The 18,026-nt window shown below is 36.5% G+C and carries 14 protein-coding genes; 9 read left to right on the forward strand and 5 right to left on the reverse strand.

What is annotated here, in order from left to right; all coding sequences use genetic code 11:
* Positions 1 to 1,728 precede the first annotated feature (1,728 nt).
* Both dnaJ and dnaK read right to left on the reverse strand, forming a co-directional pair.
* Positions 1,729 to 2,874, reverse strand: coding sequence for a molecular chaperone DnaJ (dnaJ, locus tag ACFIK1_RS02220; RefSeq protein ID WP_375662049.1), 1,146 nt, complete (start codon positions 2,872 to 2,874; stop codon positions 1,729 to 1,731).
* A gap of 158 nt (positions 2,875 to 3,032) precedes the next feature.
* Positions 3,033 to 4,925 carry a molecular chaperone DnaK gene (gene dnaK / locus ACFIK1_RS02225; protein ID WP_273790233.1) on the reverse strand — a complete coding sequence of 631 codons (1,893 nt, stop codon included), beginning with the start codon at positions 4,923 to 4,925 and terminating at the stop codon, positions 3,033 to 3,035.
* A 960-nt stretch (positions 4,926 to 5,885) separates the two neighbouring features.
* On the opposite strand from dnaK, the gene ACFIK1_RS02230 reads away from it, so the two are divergent.
* The gene (locus ACFIK1_RS02230) at positions 5,886 to 6,440 is read left to right on the forward strand and encodes a copper chaperone PCu(A)C (protein WP_375633676.1); all 555 of its coding nucleotides are present in this window, start codon (positions 5,886 to 5,888) and stop codon (positions 6,438 to 6,440) included.
* A 110-nt stretch (positions 6,441 to 6,550) separates the two neighbouring features.
* Here ACFIK1_RS02230 and lysM read toward each other — a convergent pair whose 3' ends face one another.
* Positions 6,551 to 7,006, reverse strand: coding sequence for a peptidoglycan-binding protein LysM (gene lysM / locus ACFIK1_RS02235; protein WP_375606145.1), 456 nt, complete (start codon positions 7,004 to 7,006; stop codon positions 6,551 to 6,553).
* A 386-nt stretch (positions 7,007 to 7,392) separates the two neighbouring features.
* On the opposite strand from lysM, the gene ACFIK1_RS02240 reads away from it, so the two are divergent.
* The 6 genes from ACFIK1_RS02240 to thpR all read left to right on the forward strand — a co-directional run bounded on the left by ACFIK1_RS02240 (position 7,393) and on the right by thpR (position 12,438).
* Entirely contained in the window at positions 7,393 to 8,115 is a 723-nt protein-coding gene (locus tag ACFIK1_RS02240) for a response regulator transcription factor (RefSeq protein ID WP_005774392.1), read from the forward strand.
* A 39-nt stretch (positions 8,116 to 8,154) separates the two neighbouring features.
* Entirely contained in the window at positions 8,155 to 9,939 is a 1,785-nt protein-coding gene (locus ACFIK1_RS02245) for a stimulus-sensing domain-containing protein (protein ID WP_375611388.1), read from the forward strand.
* 23 nt (positions 9,940 to 9,962) lie between these two features.
* A complete protein-coding gene (locus tag ACFIK1_RS02250; RefSeq protein ID WP_375612806.1) occupies positions 9,963 to 10,427 on the forward strand; it encodes an HPr kinase/phosphatase C-terminal domain-containing protein in 465 nt (154 codons plus the stop codon).
* Positions 10,428 to 10,563: 136 nt separating this feature from the next.
* Positions 10,564 to 10,962, forward strand: a complete 399-nt coding sequence (locus tag ACFIK1_RS02255) for a PTS sugar transporter subunit IIA (RefSeq protein WP_375606142.1) — start codon at positions 10,564 to 10,566, stop codon at positions 10,960 to 10,962.
* A gap of 17 nt (positions 10,963 to 10,979) precedes the next feature.
* Positions 10,980 to 11,273 (forward strand): HPr family phosphocarrier protein, encoded by a 294-nt coding sequence (locus tag ACFIK1_RS02260; RefSeq protein WP_012754483.1) that lies wholly within the window; start codon positions 10,980 to 10,982, stop codon positions 11,271 to 11,273.
* A gap of 625 nt (positions 11,274 to 11,898) precedes the next feature.
* The gene (gene thpR / locus ACFIK1_RS02265) at positions 11,899 to 12,438 is read left to right on the forward strand and encodes an RNA 2',3'-cyclic phosphodiesterase (protein WP_375661979.1); all 540 of its coding nucleotides are present in this window, start codon (positions 11,899 to 11,901) and stop codon (positions 12,436 to 12,438) included.
* A gap of 106 nt (positions 12,439 to 12,544) precedes the next feature.
* Here the strand turns inward: thpR and grpE are convergent, their stop codons facing one another.
* Positions 12,545 to 13,207 (reverse strand): nucleotide exchange factor GrpE, encoded by a 663-nt coding sequence (grpE, locus tag ACFIK1_RS02270; RefSeq protein ID WP_375661980.1) that lies wholly within the window; start codon positions 13,205 to 13,207, stop codon positions 12,545 to 12,547.
* A gap of 124 nt (positions 13,208 to 13,331) precedes the next feature.
* On the reverse strand, positions 13,332 to 14,402 hold the full coding sequence (gene hrcA, locus ACFIK1_RS02275; protein WP_375633672.1) for a heat-inducible transcriptional repressor HrcA: 1,071 nt from the start codon (positions 14,400 to 14,402) through the stop codon (positions 13,332 to 13,334).
* A 515-nt stretch (positions 14,403 to 14,917) separates the two neighbouring features.
* On the opposite strand from hrcA, the gene rdgB reads away from it, so the two are divergent.
* Complete coding sequence (gene rdgB / locus ACFIK1_RS02280) at positions 14,918 to 15,565, forward strand: RdgB/HAM1 family non-canonical purine NTP pyrophosphatase (RefSeq protein ID WP_375617491.1); 648 nt, start codon at positions 14,918 to 14,920, stop codon at positions 15,563 to 15,565.
* The gene (hemW, locus tag ACFIK1_RS02285; protein WP_375661981.1) at positions 15,562 to 16,761 is read left to right on the forward strand and encodes a radical SAM family heme chaperone HemW; all 1,200 of its coding nucleotides are present in this window, start codon (positions 15,562 to 15,564) and stop codon (positions 16,759 to 16,761) included. The genes rdgB and hemW overlap by 4 nt, the downstream gene beginning before the upstream one ends.
* Positions 16,762 to 18,026 lie beyond the last annotated feature (1,265 nt).

The raw sequence follows: 18,026 nt of genomic DNA on the forward strand, positions 1-18,026 counted from the left end.
CAATAGAGCCTCCTCATCACTTTTTACCATCTCTTAATGAAATTTAGGAAAAGTGAAAACAATAAAACCAAACTTTACTCTATCCACCCCCTCCCCTGAAAATCGTCAATTTTCCTCTAAATTACGAAAAAGGAATAGCGAAATGAAATACAAAAAACTTCCTTTAAAAATTGACAGCGAAAAATTAAACAAAATAGACGTAAAAAAATGTCATTATTTTATGATCTTATATATAAAATTGAAAAGCAAAATTTTGAAGCTAAGCCGTACATTCAACTCATTAGTTTATCACTATGGATACTTAACAATGAATAGGAATATATACAACCATTGATTTTGTAAGATAAAAATAAAGCTTCTTATCATAATAAAATTAACATATTCCCAAGATAAGAAATCACTCAACCGCTTTATAGCTTATCTCAATAAACTATAACTTTTGTTTTAAAAATTTGACTTTTTCTCAATCATTAAACATGAGGAAATGTCAACTGAACGCTCCTCATGGAGAATTATAATAAGTTGATTTATAATAATAATTTATCTTTTTATATCGTAAAATCGAAAAAAGGCTTTGCAAAATTATCATATATTGTGACTTTATTTCGATAACTCTTCAGAAGCATCTTCGTAAAAGCATTTAATTGTTTAGATTACTCTCTTCGTAAGATTTTATAAAACTTCTCATTTTTCATGATCTGTCATTAAGTTTTTCTTTCTGCATAGCGATACATGCTTGAATTATTCAATGTTTTTTAGAATTTTTAATTCTTTTAATTATGTTATTTTATGAAAAAAGATTCATTTCGTAAATTTCCCTTTCCATATCACTAATCAATTTCAACAATATATCGTGCTGTTTTCTAAGCATATTGTGCTATTTTTTATTGTATTATTTTTTCTTTTTAAAGGTAACTTCCTCTATCTTCCCACCAACTTTTTATTATGCCAATAAATTCAATTAAGTGAATTCCATCGAATCTGTTTCCCCACAAGAGAGATACATCGAATACCTCAAAACGTGTTTTGTTATGTCTTCTTTAGCATTCAACACACATTATCTCATCCCACAATTTCTTTGGAACAAAATAAACTTGATTATAGCGTTTTTTATTATCTGGAAGAACTATTTATGACATCAGAAATACAAAACTAAATCCGCATCTAAAAAGACATGATTACTGCTAAAAGCTACGATGAGGCATGTAAAAGCTATTCCGAATAAAATAACCCTTATTTTAAAGGAAGAAGTGATTAAAACTATGAGAAATGCCAAAAATAAAATCGGTTATAAGAAGTTGATACTTTATTTGAAAAAGATGGATTGCCTAACAGCTTATTTAGCGTTTCTTGGCAAGCCGCTACCTATTTTATAGTTTTATTATAGAGCCTTTAAAAAGAAATTTTGAGTGAAAAAATAAACACAAAAAATACTGAATGCATAAAGGCAGTTATCATGACACTGGCAATATTTATTATCAATCACTCAATTGCGTTCTTATATGGATAAGCCCTTTTTAAAATGTCATAGACACTCAAAAATAAGACTTATCCATAAAACTCATGAAATATAAAAACTATCAGCAGCAGGAGTTTATCCTAAATTAGCTGTCTCTCTCTTTTCTTTTCAAGAAAAAATGCTTTTCAAAGATAATGAGACAATAGAAAGCTTAATGAAAATAACTTTCCCACAGTTCTCTCTAATTATTCTGAGAACATTCACATATTTTAACCAGAAATATTTTCAAAAAATTCTTTCATACGTGAAAAAAAACCATGTGATTGCGGTGAATTTTCATGATTTGAGAGTTTCTCAAATTTTTGCAACAATTCACGTTGTTCTTGCGTTAATTTCTGCGGTGTCTCAATCGTGATATGGATGTAAAGATCACCCCTTGCTTGCTGACGGCGCAACATGGGCATACCTTTGCCTCTAAGGCGGAATTGACGTCCATTTTGTGTCCCTTCTGGAATCTTAACGCGTGCTTTAACACCATCAAGGTCGGAAACTTCAAACTCTCCTCCTAAAGCAGCTGTTACCATTGAAATAGGAACGCGACAGTGAAGATCTGCTCCTTCTCGCTGAAAAAACTCATGCGGTTTAATGGAAAGGAAAATATAAAGATCACCATTGGGGCCACCACGAATACCAGCATCACCCTCACCAGAAAGGCGAATACGCGTTCCATCTTCAATACCAGCTGGAACATTTACGCTTAATGAACGTTTTTTCTCTATACGCCGTGTCCCCTGACATTTGGGGCATGGATCCGTAATAGTTTCACCACGTCCATGACATGTAGGACATGTCCGCTCAATAGAAAAGAAACCCTGTGCAGCACGCACACGACCAGATCCATGACATGTTCCACAAACTTGCGGCTTAGAGCCTTTTCTCGCTCCTGATCCTTCACAAACATCACACGTAACGGAACTGGGAATATTAATTTCTGCAGTTTTTCCTGAAAATGCCTCTTCTAAAGTCACTTCCATATTATAACTCAAATCTGCGCCACGTTCGCGACTATCACCACGCTTACGGTGTGTCCCTCCCATAATCTCACCAAAAAAGTCTTCGAAAATATCCGCAAATCCACCACCAGCAGCAAAACCACCAAAGGGATTTGCTCCCCCCCCTTGACCACCGCTATTTTCAAAGGCCGCATGGCCAAATCGATCATAAGCAGCACGCTTCTGGGGATCTTTAAGAACTTCATAGGCTTCGCCAATTTCTTTGAATTTTCGCTCTGCCTCTTTATCCCCCGCGTTGCGATCAGGATGATATTGCATTGCCAACTTACGAAAAGCAGATTTCAACTTTTTATCATCACATTCGCGAGTCACGCCAAGAATTTCATAATAGTCAACCTTCATCATGTATTCCTGATAATTTTTCTGTCATCCATCTTTATGGATAATATTGCTTTTAATTTATATTTTTAGCAACAAAGTTGCAACTTATCTCAAATAATAAAGCCCAGCCTTATATTTCAAAGGCCGGGTTTATCAATTAATCAACACATATGCTGACACTATTTCTTCTTATCATTAACTTCTTCAAAATCAGCATCAACAACATCATCATTCTTTGCCTCTGTTTCAGTGTCAGCGCTCGCTGCTTGTGAGGCTTCGTACATAGCCTGTCCAAGTTTCATACTGACTTCTGCTAATTTTTGCATCTTTGTTGTTACTTCTTCCGTATCACTGCCTTCAAGCGCAGATTTCAAATCAGATATTGCTGTTTCAATCTGTCCCTTTTCTTCAGCTGATACTTTATCGCCATATTCATTGAGCGACTTTTCAGTTGAATGAATAAGAGCCTCCGCTTGATTTCTAGCTTCAACACCTTCACGGCGTTTTTTATCCTCAGCCGCGTGCTCTTCTGCATCCTTTACCATTTTTTCAATATCAGCATCACTTAAACCACCTGATGCCTGAATACGAATTTGATGCTCTTTACCTGTTCCCTTATCTTTGGCCGAAACATTAACAATACCATTCGCATCGATATCAAAAGTAACTTCAATTTGAGGTATACCACGTGGTGCTGGAGGAATACCAACAAGATCAAATTGAGCCAATAACTTATTATCACTTGCCATTTCCCGTTCACCTTGGAAAACACGAATCGTTACAGCACTCTGGTTATCATCAGCTGTCGAAAAAACTTGCGATTTTTTCGTGGGGATAGTGGTATTGCGCTCAATAAGGCGTGTGAAAACCCCACCCAAGGTTTCAATACCCAAAGATAAAGGTGTTACATCTAGCAACAACACATCTTTGACATCGCCTTGCAATACACCTCCTTGGATGGCAGCACCCATTGCGACCACTTCATCAGGATTAACGCCTTTGTGGGGATCTTTACCAAAGAAGCTCTGCACAACTTGCTGAATCTTGGGCATACGTGTCATTCCACCCACTAAAACAACTTCGTCAATCTCACCGGCCTTTAATCCAGCATCTTTCAACGCAGCTTTACAAGGTTCAATGGTACGCTGCACTAAATCGTCAACGAGAGATTCAAATTTTGCCCGAGTCAATTTCATTGTTAAGTGCTTGGGACCTGATTGATCTGCCGTGATAAATGGTAAATTGATTTCTGTTTGCTGTGACGAAGAAAGCTCAATTTTTGCTTTTTCTGCCGCTTCTTTTAAGCGCTGTAAAGCGAGTTTATCATTCTTCAGATCAATTCCTTGCTCTTTTTTGAATTCATCGGCAAAATAACCAACCAAGCGCATGTCAAAGTCTTCACCCCCTAAAAACGTATCTCCATTGGTTGACTTAACCTCAAAAACCCCATCTCCAATTTCAAGGACTGAAATATCAAATGTACCACCACCAAGGTCGTAAACAGCAATTGTTTTTCCGTCCTTTTTGTCCAAACCATAAGCTAAAGCAGCAGCAGTTGGCTCATTAATAATCCGTAAAACTTCAAGTCCAGCAATTTTACCTGCGTCTTTCGTGGCTTGACGTTGCGCATCATTAAAATAAGCAGGAACCGTAATAACGGCTTGTTCAACTTTTTCACCAAGATAAGATTCTGCTGTTTCCTTCATCTTTTGCAAAATCATAGCTGAAATTTGTGACGGAGAATATTTCTTTCCCGCCTCTTCAACCCATGCATCACCATTGTCACCTTTAACAATTTTATAAGGAACAAGCGCTTTATCTTTTTCAACCATAGGGTCATCAAAACGGCGCCCTATCAAACGTTTAACTGCAAAAACTGTCCCTTCAGGATTTGTCACCGCCTGCCGTTTAGCAGGTTGCCCAACAAGCCGCTCCCCCCCATCAGTAAAGGCAACAACGGAAGGTGTTGTTCGCGCTCCTTCTGAGTTTTCAATAACTTTTGCGTTTTTGCCATCCATAACAGCCACACAAGAGTTCGTTGTCCCCAAATCAATACCAATTACTTTTGCCATATTATAATCTCCATTCAGCAAGCTACCTCAACCTTCATAAAGCATCTTTTTAAGATAGCTCCTCATAACACCTAAAGCCCGTATATTGCTTCAAGCAACATAAATAATAATAAACTGCAAGTCGCAACAAGCCTTGCTGCCTCGTATATAAGAACAGGCTTTTATTGCTACAAGAGAATAATGAGAGAAACATCTCCAAAATAAAAAATTTATTTTAAAATAGGCACGCTAATGACCCATAAATACCATATTTATGAGAGACTTGAGAGTATAACATATTTTTCTTGCGATTCTTAAAAAATATATCTTTCTATAAAAATTAAAAAATAAAAGAATGATTGCACTCTCGCTCTTGATCTTCTCATCATTGATAAAATCATACTCACGTAAAAGCTTTTTAAAAGGCGAATAATTTATATCACAAATATTATAAATTTTCCTTGGACTAAAATAGTCATCATATCTAATGCTCATATCAGTAAAGGTATTATCTATCGATCTCCTTTCAAAAATTCTCCTTCTAACGGTCTCATTGTTTGCGGCTTTTGAAATCTGTGCTTTAAATTCACCTAAAGCGTTTTTTCTTAACTGTATAATTTTGAACTTTGAAAATATATAAAAATACCTCTGTATAAACGCTTTAAAATGCCAAGAGCTGTCATAATATTAAAAATTGGTAAAGTGGTTGATGATTGTTCTGTATTATATCTTCATTAAGTAAAATAGTAGTGCATCATAGATTTTATACCATTTGCAAATACTATTTATGAGATGAACACGGAAGCGTTAAGAGGTGTGTTGTCATTGTAAATCTTACTGTCTTCTTTTAAATTTCAAGAATTCTATGATTTTTATATTCAAATCAATTTTATTTTAGCATTTCTTTCTTTTATTTTAAATAAAAGCTCTGCTAAAATAAAAAATATTCAAAGTATGAATCTTATGAAGGAGGGTAAATCAATGATGACATCTATTATTAAGAAAATAACAAATCTCATCTTTAAGAATATAATACATACACAATATCCATACAAAAAGGTTATCATAAATATCGTGTGTGCTCTTCTCTTTGCTGGTATAACCCTGCCAGCAGGTGCTCAGCAATATAAACTTGGCGACATAGAAATTCTCAATCCTTGGACACGCGAAACACTTAGAGGTATAAGAGTTGGTAGCGGTTATCTCTACATTATTAATCACAGTAATACCCCAGACCGTTTGGTTTCTATTTCCACAAACGGAGTAAAAACAACAGAGATACACTCTATGGCTGTCGTTAATGATATTATGAAAATGGAAAAAATGCACAATGGCATTGAAATTCCGGGAAATGGCGAAATCACGCTTAAGCCTGGCGGTGATCATATTATGTTCATGGGGCTTTCACAACCATTTAAGTTAGGTGATAAAATTAGCGCAAAATTAACATTTGAGAAAGCAGGAACCATTGATGTTGATTTCTCTGTAAACGCTATGAAAGTACCATCACCTTCTAAATCCTCTCCTGTTCATTAAGCTCCTTTTATTATAAATACACACTTTATAAAATGAAGAAGCGTGAAATTTTTTACGCTTCTTTATTTTTTGTTTAATGCCATCAGTAAAAAATTATCCCCTTTGATGAATTAACTATGGTCAATTTCAGGAATACGTAAAACTTGTCCAGGATAAATTTTATCGGGAGATTTTAGCATTGGCTTATTGGCTTCAAAAATAAATGTGTTTTTATTACCTTGCCCTTTTCCATAAACCTCTTCAGCAATTTTCCAAAGATTATCACCAGATTTAACCTCATAAAAGCGAGAAGTTTTTCTAGGCGTTGTATCTATAACCTTTAATTGATCAACATCTACAGAAGAGATACCTTGTGAATTGCCAACAACCAGCAGTGCTTTTTCAAGTGTTTCCCTATCTGGAACTTCACCGCTTAAAATAGCTTTACCGTCTTCAACTTGAATATTGACTTTTTCTGTACCGAGTTGAAAATGATCAAATGCTCTCTTAAAATCCTTTTCTTTTGGTTCATGGTCCCCAATACCTAATTTTTCCCCTACAGTTTTAATAAAATTAAAAAATCCCATTACGACCTCCTTTCGTGTAGCAGAAACAAATTTTTGTGCATATATTGCCACATTCTTTTCTTTGCTCTTAAAACACATAGGCAGATTTTCTAAACTTCAACAATCAAAACTACATCTGTTCAATTATGAGACAAATACAATAATAAACTTTGTAATAAACCTTGATAAAAAAAGCCTTTATGAAAATTTTCTCTCAAATGAAGGGATCTTAATAGACGTAGAAACATTATAAATTATGAAAGCAAAACAAGATTTTACAGTAATGACAGAAGGTTTTTTACTTTGCTACAATTTGTATCATATTTGTTTTGCAAAAAAAATATGAACTCCCATATAAATAAGTGTGGGTAATTTGCTACCACAGCAATAGAAAGGTCTAAGAAACCATGAAAGATACACCAACAATCACGCAAACGATTGTACTTGTTGATGATGATCGCAATATTTTGACATCTTTATCTTTTGCGCTTGAGACAGAAGGATATCGGGTTGAAAGCTATACAGATGGAGCATCTGCACTCAAGGGTCTCACACTTCACCCTCCACACTTAGCTATTTTTGATATTAAAATGCCCCGAATGGATGGGATGGAACTTTTGCGTCGTTTGCGTCAAAAATCTGATCTTCCAGTTATTTTTCTTACCTCTAAAGATGATGAAATTGATGAATTATTTGGTCTCAAAATGGGAGCTGATGATTTTATTACTAAACCTTTCTCCCAACGTCTTCTTATTGAACGCGTGAAAGCTATTTTACGCCGTTCTAATGCACGTAACCAACCGCTTTCTACAGGAACTTCTTCCACCTCTTCTCTCAAACGCGGAGATCTTGTGATGGATCAAGAACGCCACACCTGTACATGGAAAGATAAACCTGTTATTTTAACCGTTACGGAATTTTTGATTCTGCAAACCTTAGCACAAAGACCAGGAGTTGTAAAAAGTCGTGATGCTTTAATGGATGCTGCTTATAGTGATCAAGTCTACGTAGATGATCGCACCATTGATAGTCACATTAAACGTCTGCGTAAAAAGTTTAAACAAGTGGATGATGATTTTGCAATGATTGAAACACTTTATGGTGTAGGTTATCGTTTCCACGAGGTATAAAACTACTTTGTCGCAAAAATTTGAATGGCAATCAAATCGATGACAGACAATTCTCAACTGGAAACTTTACAAAAAACAACCGTTAATGGTACATCCTCAACGCCATTTCTTATGTTCGCTCGTTTGCATCTTCGAACACAACGTCTCTTTAGACAATTGCTTTTTTCCAGCCTCACACGTCGCATTGTTATATTAAACATTGCTGCTCTTGCCGTTTTAGTTACAGGCATTTTATACCTTAACCAATTTCGCGATGGTTTAATTGAAGCAAAAATCAAAAGTTTATGTACCCAAGGAAAAATTATTGCTGGGGCTATTGCTGCTTCTGCAACAGTAGATACAAATTCTATCCTCATTGACCCTCAAAAACTCTTAGAGTTACAGACTGGTGAAAGCGTTACACCCGCTCCTCAATCAACCGATTCTTGGGATTTTCCTATTAACCCTGAGCAAGTTGCCCCTCTTTTACGGCGTCTTATTACACCTAAAACGACAAGAGCACGTATCTATGATCGTGATGCTACTCTCCTTCTTGATTCGCGCGTTCTTTATTCTAGTGGAGAAGTTTTTAGTTATGATTTACCCCCACTTAAAACAGAACAAAACATGTGGGATCGCCTTACTTCATGGTATTCAAGCGCATTTTATGGCAAAGGTATTGCTCTTGACAGAGAACAAACAAAAACCAGTGGTATTGCTTATCCAGAAGTGTACCGCGCATTAAACGGATCTCTTGCTACGGCTAAAAGACGCAACAGACAAGGGCAATTAATTGTTTCTGTTGCCGTTCCTGTTCAACGCTATCGCGCAGTGGTTGGAGCTCTTCTTCTTTCAACCACTGGTTCCGATATTGATAACATTGTAAAAGGCGAAAGACTGGTTATCTTTAAAGTTTTTGCCGTTGTAGGTAGCGTACTTTTGGTTCTTTCTCTCTTTTTGGCCCATACGATTGCCCATCCATTAAGTAAATTATCTGCCTCGGCTAATCGAGTGCGTAATGGCAATAATCAGCGTGTAGAAATTCCTGATTTTTCAATGCGTGAAGATGAAATTGGTCACCTTTCAACTTCTATTCGTGATATGACTAATGCCCTTTATATGCGTATTGAAGCCATTGAACGTTTTGCTGCTGATGTAAGCCACGAATTAAAAAATCCTCTCACCTCTCTACGCAGTGCTGTTGAAACGCTCCCTCTGGCTAAAAATGAAGAAGCACAAGAGAAATTGCTGGAAATTATTCAACATGATGTGCGCCGCCTTGATCGGTTGATTACAGATATTTCTGATGCATCGCGACTCGATGCAGAGCTTGCACGAGAAACCGCAGAGATTGTTGATATGACGCCGCTTTTGGAAAGTCTTGTTCATGCTGTTCAGGAAGTGTATCGTAATACGCAAACTATTGATATAAGCCTTAATATTGTCCCACGTCCTCATGGAAAAGCTTATCTTGTATTGGGACATGAACTTCGTTTAGGACAAGTGATTTCAAATCTTCTTGAAAATGCGCGTTCTTTTATTCCTCGGAATCGTGGCAAAATTTGCATTACTATGAAAAGTCATGCTTCAACCCTTATTTTAACCATTGAAGATAATGGCCCAGGTATTCGTTCAGAAAATATTGAACGCATTTTTGAACGTTTTTACACAGATCGACCAAATGAAGATGCTTTTGGACAAAACTCTGGACTTGGCCTTTCTATTAGTCGGCAAATCATCGAGGCTCATAATGGGACAATTACAGCCGAAAATATTATCGATCCTACACTTGGGAAGTGTAAAACTGGTGCACGTTTTACTATTATGCTTCCGCTTGCTAAATAAATCTTTTATCCAAAGTAAAAGGCATGAAAACAAAATGTGAAATACTCCACGCAAATTGCCTTCAACTGGGCGGCAAGGGGCTGTTAATTATAGGTCCATCGGGATCAGGAAAATCAACCATCACCCTTTCTTTGCTTGACCGCGCTGAGTGGTCAAAACGTGAAGCGAAGCTTATCAGTGATGATTATACAATGTTGCGTGCGGAAAATGGAAAGCTTCACGGATACACTCCCGATAATTTAGAGGGCGGCATCGAGATTCGTGGCGTTGGTCTTTATATGATAGAATTTAAAAAGCACACAACTATCGATTGCGTTATTTTTCTCGGTCCGGAATATGAACGTTTTTCCACAAATAAAACTTTTCAATTTGAAAATTTGCACATTCCTCTTTTAAAACTTCCCTCTCTTCGTGAAGCCGATTGTACAGCCATTTGTCAAGCTATTGAAGCATTTTTGTTTAGAAAAATATGGCAAAAATCTGTCTAATTTTTTTCTAAAGATAAAAAAATCACAATTTTTGCCTTTTTTTTGCAAATTTTTCTTGGCAGCAAGATAAAGCCTTGTACAATGTCTTTCCCACCAACTATGGTCGGGTCTTATTAGTTAACAGGAGTTTGCGTAAATGATTGGACTCGTGCTTGTAACGCACGGTGAGCTGGCTGTCGAATTTTTACATGCCGTGGAACATGTTGTTGGAGTACAAGAAAAGTTCGCAACAATATGCGTTTATCCCGATGACGATATAGATCAGCGCCGAGGTGATATTATAGCCGCAGTAACCGATACAGATACGGATCATGGCGTCATCATATTAACAGATGTGTTCGGTGGAACACCATCAAATATAGCTATCCCTGCTATTGAAAAAGGACGCGTTGAAATGATTGCGGGTGTTAATTTGCCCATGCTTATTAAACTGATTTCTATTCGCAAATGTCCTGATATTTCATTATCAGACGCGTTAAGAATAGCACAAGAAGCAGGGCGTAAATACATTAATGTACCAAGTATAATTTTATAGCGGATAATAAAATACCAATGTTTTCCAAAGATACCCTCCCATGTATAAGTCGTCATTTCAATATCTGTAATAAACGTGGGTTGCATGCACGTGCTTCTGCAAAATTTGTACAAACTGTTGACAATTTTAATGTTACTGTTGAAGTTGAAAAGGACGGAAAAATTGTTGGCGGATCATCAATTATGGGACTTATGATGCTAGCGGCTTCATCCGGTTGCAACCTCACCATTCGTGTTTCAGGACCAGAAGCAACAGATGCTCTTAATGCTCTTGAAAAGCTCATCAATAACAACTTTGGAGAGGAAAACTAGTGCTTTTTCATCATAAACAAGGATGATGATTCTTAGAAAATAGGAACTTTCCATCATTATTTTGAATTTTAATTTCTCTTCCCGCTTTTATACCAATATTCATATCCATTATAGATTGGCATAATTATCATAAATGTAAAAGCTTATAGTAATTTTGTTATGCTCGTTTTTTTCTTCCTTTCCTAACATTATTTGACCAATTTGAATAGTTTTGCGTATTATGGCTATTCCCCGACTTAATCATATAATTAAATTTTTACAGAAAAGAGAACTCTTCACCTTGTATTAAAGTATGCTTTATTTTAGACTAAAGATAAACGTCAAAATAATTTCGCACATCAAAAATCTATCAACTTTTCTTATTTTCTGCTAACTTTGTAGCCTTTATAATACACAAGTAATCTTCCATTGCACATCATTGTGATACAGATCCTGAAAACGCAATTCTTATCAATGTCATAACCATTTTCTTAAAACGAATAAGCTTTGTACGCTCATAATTATAGTAAGCATTTTTTAGACATTCTTTTTCTATACTATTGCCTTGTTTTCTGTGATACGTGCCCCGCCCTTATTATCTATATTGCGCTTGAGATAGCATCTTTCATTATAAGGAGATAATATCATGGGTCGTCTATTTAGTGCTCTTCAGATTCCTCAACAAACAACAAAAGCCCTCGTATCATTGCAAAATGGCTTACCAAAAGCGCAATGGATCAACCCGCAAAATTTTCATGTCACCTTATCTTTTTTTGGCAAAATTGAAAGCTCCTTAGCAGATGAAATTATGCATACCTTTAACACTATAGAACTTCCTTCTTTTACGCTACAGATAAAAGGTTTTGAAGTTTTTGGTTCAGAAAATGCTCCTCATTCTCTTGTGGTTCGCATTGAACCTTGTGAAAAGCTTATTCTTTTACATGAAAAGACGCAATATATCCGGAATAAATTAGAGTTAAAGCCTGATAAAAGACTATTTATTCCGCATATCACTCTTGCACGAATATTTGATATTAATCTTAAAGATCTTTCTTATTATCTATCTTTTCAAGATGATTTTTTTGTTCCTCCTTTTGAGGTTGATCATTTTGTTTTATTGTTATCGGCCTCTCCCTTAAATAAGGCTCCCTATATTGTAAAAGGAAGTTGGGCGCTTCAAAGATAAAAGGGTGTTTATAACACCCTTTAAAAACCCTTTAAGAAAAGACTTCATATATGTGTGATTGCAGGGAATACTGCATTTTATGTTAGAGATTTATTATTGATGTGTTTTAAGCCGAATCAGCTTCAACAGAAGCTTCTTTTGCTCCTCCTTTAGCTACACCCACTATAGCTGGACGCAGCACCCTTTCCCCGATAATATAACCTGCCTGAACCACTTGTTGAACAGTATTATCTGGAACATCAGCATTGGGAATTTCAAACATCGCTTGATGAAAGTGAGGATCAAATTTTTGCCCCTCTGGATGAATTTTTTGCACCCCATGACGTTCTAATGCTGCCATCATGGCACGTTCAGTCATTTCAACGCCTTCTGCCAATGATTTCAAACCAGCATCACTCTCCCGTGCACCTTCTGGAATAGCTTCCAAAGCACGATTGAGATTGTCAGAAACCGATAACATATCCCGTGCAAAATTAGCAATGGAATAAGCCTTTGCATCCGCCACATCTCGCATAGTACGGCGTCGAAGATTTTCCATATCTGCAACAAGACGTAAAAGTTGATCTTTCAATTCTTTATTTTCATCCTGCAAAGACGCTAAAAGATCACTAATCTCATTGCTTTCTGTTTCAACGACTTCGTGTTCCTCTGTTTTATGTGTTTTTAAAAATTCATCGGCTGCCTGTTTAAGTGTATTACGATCAGCTGGATTTTTTAAATCACAATTTTCAAATGAAGCGTCAGTAAATTTGTTTTTTTCATCAGACATAAAAATTTTATTCCTTCATAAGATTCGTTATTCTCGATATCGAAATTCTACAGACAAAAATCAAGGGGTATCGATGTATATAATACAATGAGCTTTTATAGTACAAATACTTACTTGCATCGTTTTAACGCAATAACTGTGACACAAGTTGAGCTGTATAATCAACCATGGGCACGATCCTTGCATAATTAAGCCGTGTAGGACCAATAACACCTAAAGCACCAATGACTCTTTGTTGTGAATCACGATAAGGTGCTACAACTAAAGAAGAACCAGAAAGTGAAAATAACTTATTTTCTGAACCAATAAAAATTCTAACCCCAGAACCTTCATCCGTTAAATCGAGAAGCTGTGCCATACTCTCACGCGTTTCAAGATCATCAAACAAATGGCGTAATCGTTCTAAATCTTCTTCTGCTTTCACATCTTCAAGTAAATTGCTACGCCCGCGAACAATGAGGTGTATTTTATGATCAGCACCTTCTCCTCCCCAAAGAGCTAATCCCGTTTCAACAAGATGATGCGATAAATCATCAAGTGCAGCCCGTGTTTCTGCGCATAAGCGGGCAATTTCCCCTTTAGCTTCACTCAATGTACGCCCTTGGATATGGGCATTGAGAAAATTCATTGCTTCCGTCAATTGTGCATGAGTAACCCCTTCTGGTAAATGAACAATACGATTTTCAACTTCACCTTGTTGAGTCACCAAAACGGCAAGAGCGTGCTCCCTATCAAGGCGCACAAATTCAATATGTTTCAATGTTCCTTCTTGTTTTGTTGCTAAAACAAGCCCTGCCCCACGTGAAAGATCTGAAAGAACTCGGCTTGCTTGAACAAGAAAATGTTCAACCGATTGTGCATGACCAGCCTCTTTGACTTGCATTTCAATATTTTCTCGCTCTTCGTTTGGCAAATCACCCGCTTCCATAAATGCATCAACAAAAAAGCGTAAACCTGATTGTGTTGGCATTCGACCCGCAGAAACATGTGGTGCATAAATCAAACCGAGATGTTCAAGATCACTCATCACATTGCGAATCGTCGCAGGCGATAATGTCTGTTGTAAAAGCCGCGAAAGATTACGTGATCCTACAGGTTCACCATCATTAAGATAAGCTTCAACAATATGGCGAAAAATATCACGCGAACGTTCATCAAGATATTTTAGTTCATTATCAATAGTTTTGTGCTTCATCACAATTGTTTCACTACTTTTAAAATCCTCATCTCTTATATAAGTTTTGCCAAGGTTTGGTCAAATAGTCTAAAGTAGTATAAAAACATATTATCCTATTGAGCTGTAAAATGCTACCTTTCAGAGTGATGCTTGATAAATTACGCGGGAAATATTTTTTTGTTAGAGTGTGTGAGAAATATTTAAGATTAAGAGTTGATCTGTAAAGTGGTCTGCTGTAGGGACTTGTCAAGAGAATCTAGATTGATTAAAAACCGCTGTAAATAGAAAATTTCACCCTTTAGAGCAAGCAGAAAATTGGAAATTTACCATAAAATGCTATCATAAAAAAGACATGTCTTTCTTATCTTTGCAAGATTATCTTCGTGCAAGATAAAAATTTTTATTGGAATAAAATATCATAAAACGTGTAAAATAATCATATCATGTAAAATCAAGCAGAATGTGTGTGTATGAGCATTTAAACCGGTTTTTAGCACAAAAATAATTCCCCTTTCATTTTTGGAGAAATCTATATGAGAAGCATAGCAGATAAAAAACTTGTCATTGCTACACATAACACCGGAAAATTGCATGAAATCACTACTTTAATTACGCCTTTCGGTTTAATAATACAATCGGCAAAAGAACTGGGCTTGCCAGAACCAAAAGAAACGGGAAAAACATTTGAAGAAAATGCTTATATTAAAGCTTTTTCAGCAGCAAAAAAAACAGGACTTCCTGCACTCTCTGATGATTCAGGCTTAGAGGTAGATGCATTGGAGGGTGCGCCAGGCGTTTATACCGCTGATTGGGCAATTCAAGCCGATGGTACACGTAATTTTCCAAAAGCTATGAAAAAAATAGAAAATGAACTCCAAAAAGTCGGAGCACGAGAAAAAAGTCAACGGAAATGCCGTTTTATATCAATCATTTGCATTGCATGGCCTGATGCTCATGCAGATTACTTCCGCGGATGCGTTGAAGGAACGTTCATTTGGCCTCCACGGGGAGACAAAGGCTTTGGTTTTGATCCTATTTTTTTACCCGATGGATATGAAAATACCTTTGGAGAAATGTCAACAGAGCAAAAACACAACTGGAAACGTAATGATCTTCCCCCTCTTTCGCATCGCGCACGTGCTTTCAAACTTTTGGCAGAAAACCTTTTAGCATTCTCATGAATGAACCTTTCGGCATTTACATTCATTGGCCCTTTTGTGCAGCTAAATGTCCTTATTGTGACTTTAATTCGCATGTTCGCATCCATGGTGTTGATCAACCACGTTTTGTCACCGCCTTTAAGCGCGAAATAGAAACGCAATACCACAAAATAGGCCCACGCCATATTACAAGTATTTTTATTGGTGGAGGAACCCCTTCTCTTATGGAGCCACAGACTGTCGATGCCCTATTGCAAGCACTTGCAAAAAAATGGGTAGTCGATGATAAAGTTGAAATTACATTAGAAGCCAATCCATCCAGTGTGGAAGCAGAGCGCTTTCGTGGATACCGTGCGGCAGGTGTTAATCGCTTATCTCTAGGAATACAAGCGCTCAATGATAAAGCATTGCGCAAACTTGGCCGACTCCATAATGTGGAACAAGCTCTTTGCGCCATTACTTTAGCACGGAAAATTTTTCCACGTTTATCCTTTGATCTCATTTATGCCCGTCCCGAACAAACCCTTGAACAATGGAAATCTGAACTTGTACAAGCAATTGATTTAGCAGCGGACCATCTTTCTCTTTATCAATTGACAATCGAAGAAGGAACTGCCTTTAAACGGCTTCATGATGCAGGAAGACTTATCCTTCCCCCATCAGAGCTAGCAGCAGATCTGTATCATCTTACTCAAGAAATAACGGCACTAAATGGACTTCCTGCCTATGAAATCTCAAACCATGCAATGCCCGGTGCCGAATCAGCACACAATCTTCTTTATTGGCGTTATCACCAATATGCAGGCTTTGGTCCAGGAGCACATGGACGTTTCATTGAGCACACACCGAATCATTCCTCTTTCTGTTCAAAAACATTGTCATCACACCTTGAAAACCGCGAACGTTATGTCACAATAAATGAAAAGCATCCCGAACAGTGGCTTAATTTGGTAGAAACAACAGGACATGGCTGTATTGAAACGGAACATTTAACCACTGAACAACAGGCAAATGAAATGCTCCTTATGGGATTACGCCTTTGCGAAGGCTTAGAACTTATACGCTATGAAACCTTAAGCCCTAAACGCATTCCAATGGAAAAACTGATCGATTTACAACACCAAGAATTGATAGAAATGGTGGATAACCAACGCTTAAAAGCAACAACCAAAGGACGTATTGTTCTTGATCACATCATCAGCCAACTCGCAAACTAAAGTTTTTATAACAACATACTTATTTTAATCATAATTATCATTTTTCACAGCAAAGGTGAGATTAGAATATCGTGAGATTCTCTCATTTCAAAACTATTTATAGCAAGTTAGTTACCGCCATTTGCTTACACCTTAAAAAGGGAGAAGCATGTGGATAAAAACTATAAAAAAGGAGTAAAAAGGCCTCTGATGAACACTCTTAAATGCTAAAAGCTATTGCAATATTTTGAGCTAGAAAGTGTATGGTGGTCTAACTTTCTTTTTCATAAACGCAAAGATGGTGAGGCACTGTAGACTTTATACGCTTCACGGAAAATTTTATACTACACTATTCATAAGCACCGTAGTGGCATAAATGTGATAAACATTGAGAAAATTTCTTTAAAACAATTACGTGAATGCATAATACGATAATGTATTGTTCTTTATGAAATCGTGGCACCATTTAAAGAACCAGAGAAATAAGCATGAAACCATGTATCAATCTCTAATTATTTAAAAAGATATTACTCTAGTTACTTTTGAAAACCGTAAAACCGAATAAAAAAAGGAGAGTAAAAAAGCACGCTGATTTTCACCTTTATACCTTTTATATTTTCCCTCAATGAGGTTGTATGTCTGTTTCAGAGATTATAAAAAATAGATATACACAATACTTTTATCCTATTCTGGCATATAAAAGCTGTTGTCGCAAAAAATACTGAACCAATATTTATTTGAGATACGCGGCTGTATGATTGGTGTTGATTTATAGATAACAGCAACATCATGAGCTTTATTACACAAATAATGCACTCAAATGGCAAATATACCAAAGATGAATCGAGATTGCTTTGTTAGCGAGCGAAATGACATTAATCCCATATAATTTCACTTGTATGCGTACATGCTTATGAGTATCTATACGCGTCCTTTAAGGTTATTTTATTAAAAAATTGAGAATAATACTAGGACAATCCTTGGCTAAAGAAGTCAACGTGATGCTACAAAAGAATTTCTGTGTACCTTTATCATAACCAATATTAAAGCTGATTAAATAAGCTCACCTTCTATCTCGTAATGATATTGCAACGGAAGTTCTTGGGGACAAAAAAAGCAGAGCAAAATATATGAAATAAAATAAACTTAAAGCGCTTTTCCTATAGTCTTTATTCTAAGAGAGTCTAATTGAAATAAGAGGTACCTTTTGTGAGAGCTCAGAAACCATATTAAAACATGAGCTGTGAATGAGCGCATTTATGTTGTACGAACTTTTTACAATAGCA

The organism is Bartonella sp. OC16QHHD, assembly GCF_042194035.1.
In the GTDB taxonomy this organism is placed as follows: Bacteria; Pseudomonadota; Alphaproteobacteria; order Rhizobiales; family Rhizobiaceae; genus Bartonella.

Bases quoted from the DNA above. Each gene is read 5' to 3' on its own strand.
- grpE (WP_375661980.1), bottom strand. From the start codon at position 13,207: ATGTCTGATGAAAAAAACAAATTTACTGACGCTTCATTTGAAAATTGT.
- hrcA (WP_375633672.1), bottom strand. From the start codon at position 14,402: ATGAAGCACAAAACTATTGATAATGAACTAAAATATCTTGATGAACGT.
- ACFIK1_RS02240 (WP_005774392.1), top strand. From the start codon at position 7,393: ATGAAAGATACACCAACAATCACGCAAACGATTGTACTTGTTGATGAT.
- ACFIK1_RS02250 (WP_375612806.1), top strand. From the start codon at position 9,963: ATGAAAACAAAATGTGAAATACTCCACGCAAATTGCCTTCAACTGGGC.
- dnaJ (WP_375662049.1), bottom strand. From the start codon at position 2,874: ATGAAGGTTGACTATTATGAAATTCTTGGCGTGACTCGCGAATGTGAT.
- ACFIK1_RS02255 (WP_375606142.1), top strand. From the start codon at position 10,564: ATGATTGGACTCGTGCTTGTAACGCACGGTGAGCTGGCTGTCGAATTT.
- ACFIK1_RS02245 (WP_375611388.1), top strand. From the start codon at position 8,155: ATGACAGACAATTCTCAACTGGAAACTTTACAAAAAACAACCGTTAAT.
- hemW (WP_375661981.1), top strand. From the start codon at position 15,562: ATGAATGAACCTTTCGGCATTTACATTCATTGGCCCTTTTGTGCAGCT.
- ACFIK1_RS02230 (WP_375633676.1), top strand. From the start codon at position 5,886: ATGATGACATCTATTATTAAGAAAATAACAAATCTCATCTTTAAGAAT.
- dnaK (WP_273790233.1), bottom strand. From the start codon at position 4,925: ATGGCAAAAGTAATTGGTATTGATTTGGGGACAACGAACTCTTGTGTG.
- rdgB (WP_375617491.1), top strand. From the start codon at position 14,918: ATGAGAAGCATAGCAGATAAAAAACTTGTCATTGCTACACATAACACC.
- lysM (WP_375606145.1), bottom strand. From the start codon at position 7,006: ATGGGATTTTTTAATTTTATTAAAACTGTAGGGGAAAAATTAGGTATT.
- ACFIK1_RS02260 (WP_012754483.1), top strand. From the start codon at position 10,980: ATGTTTTCCAAAGATACCCTCCCATGTATAAGTCGTCATTTCAATATC.
- thpR (WP_375661979.1), top strand. From the start codon at position 11,899: ATGGGTCGTCTATTTAGTGCTCTTCAGATTCCTCAACAAACAACAAAA.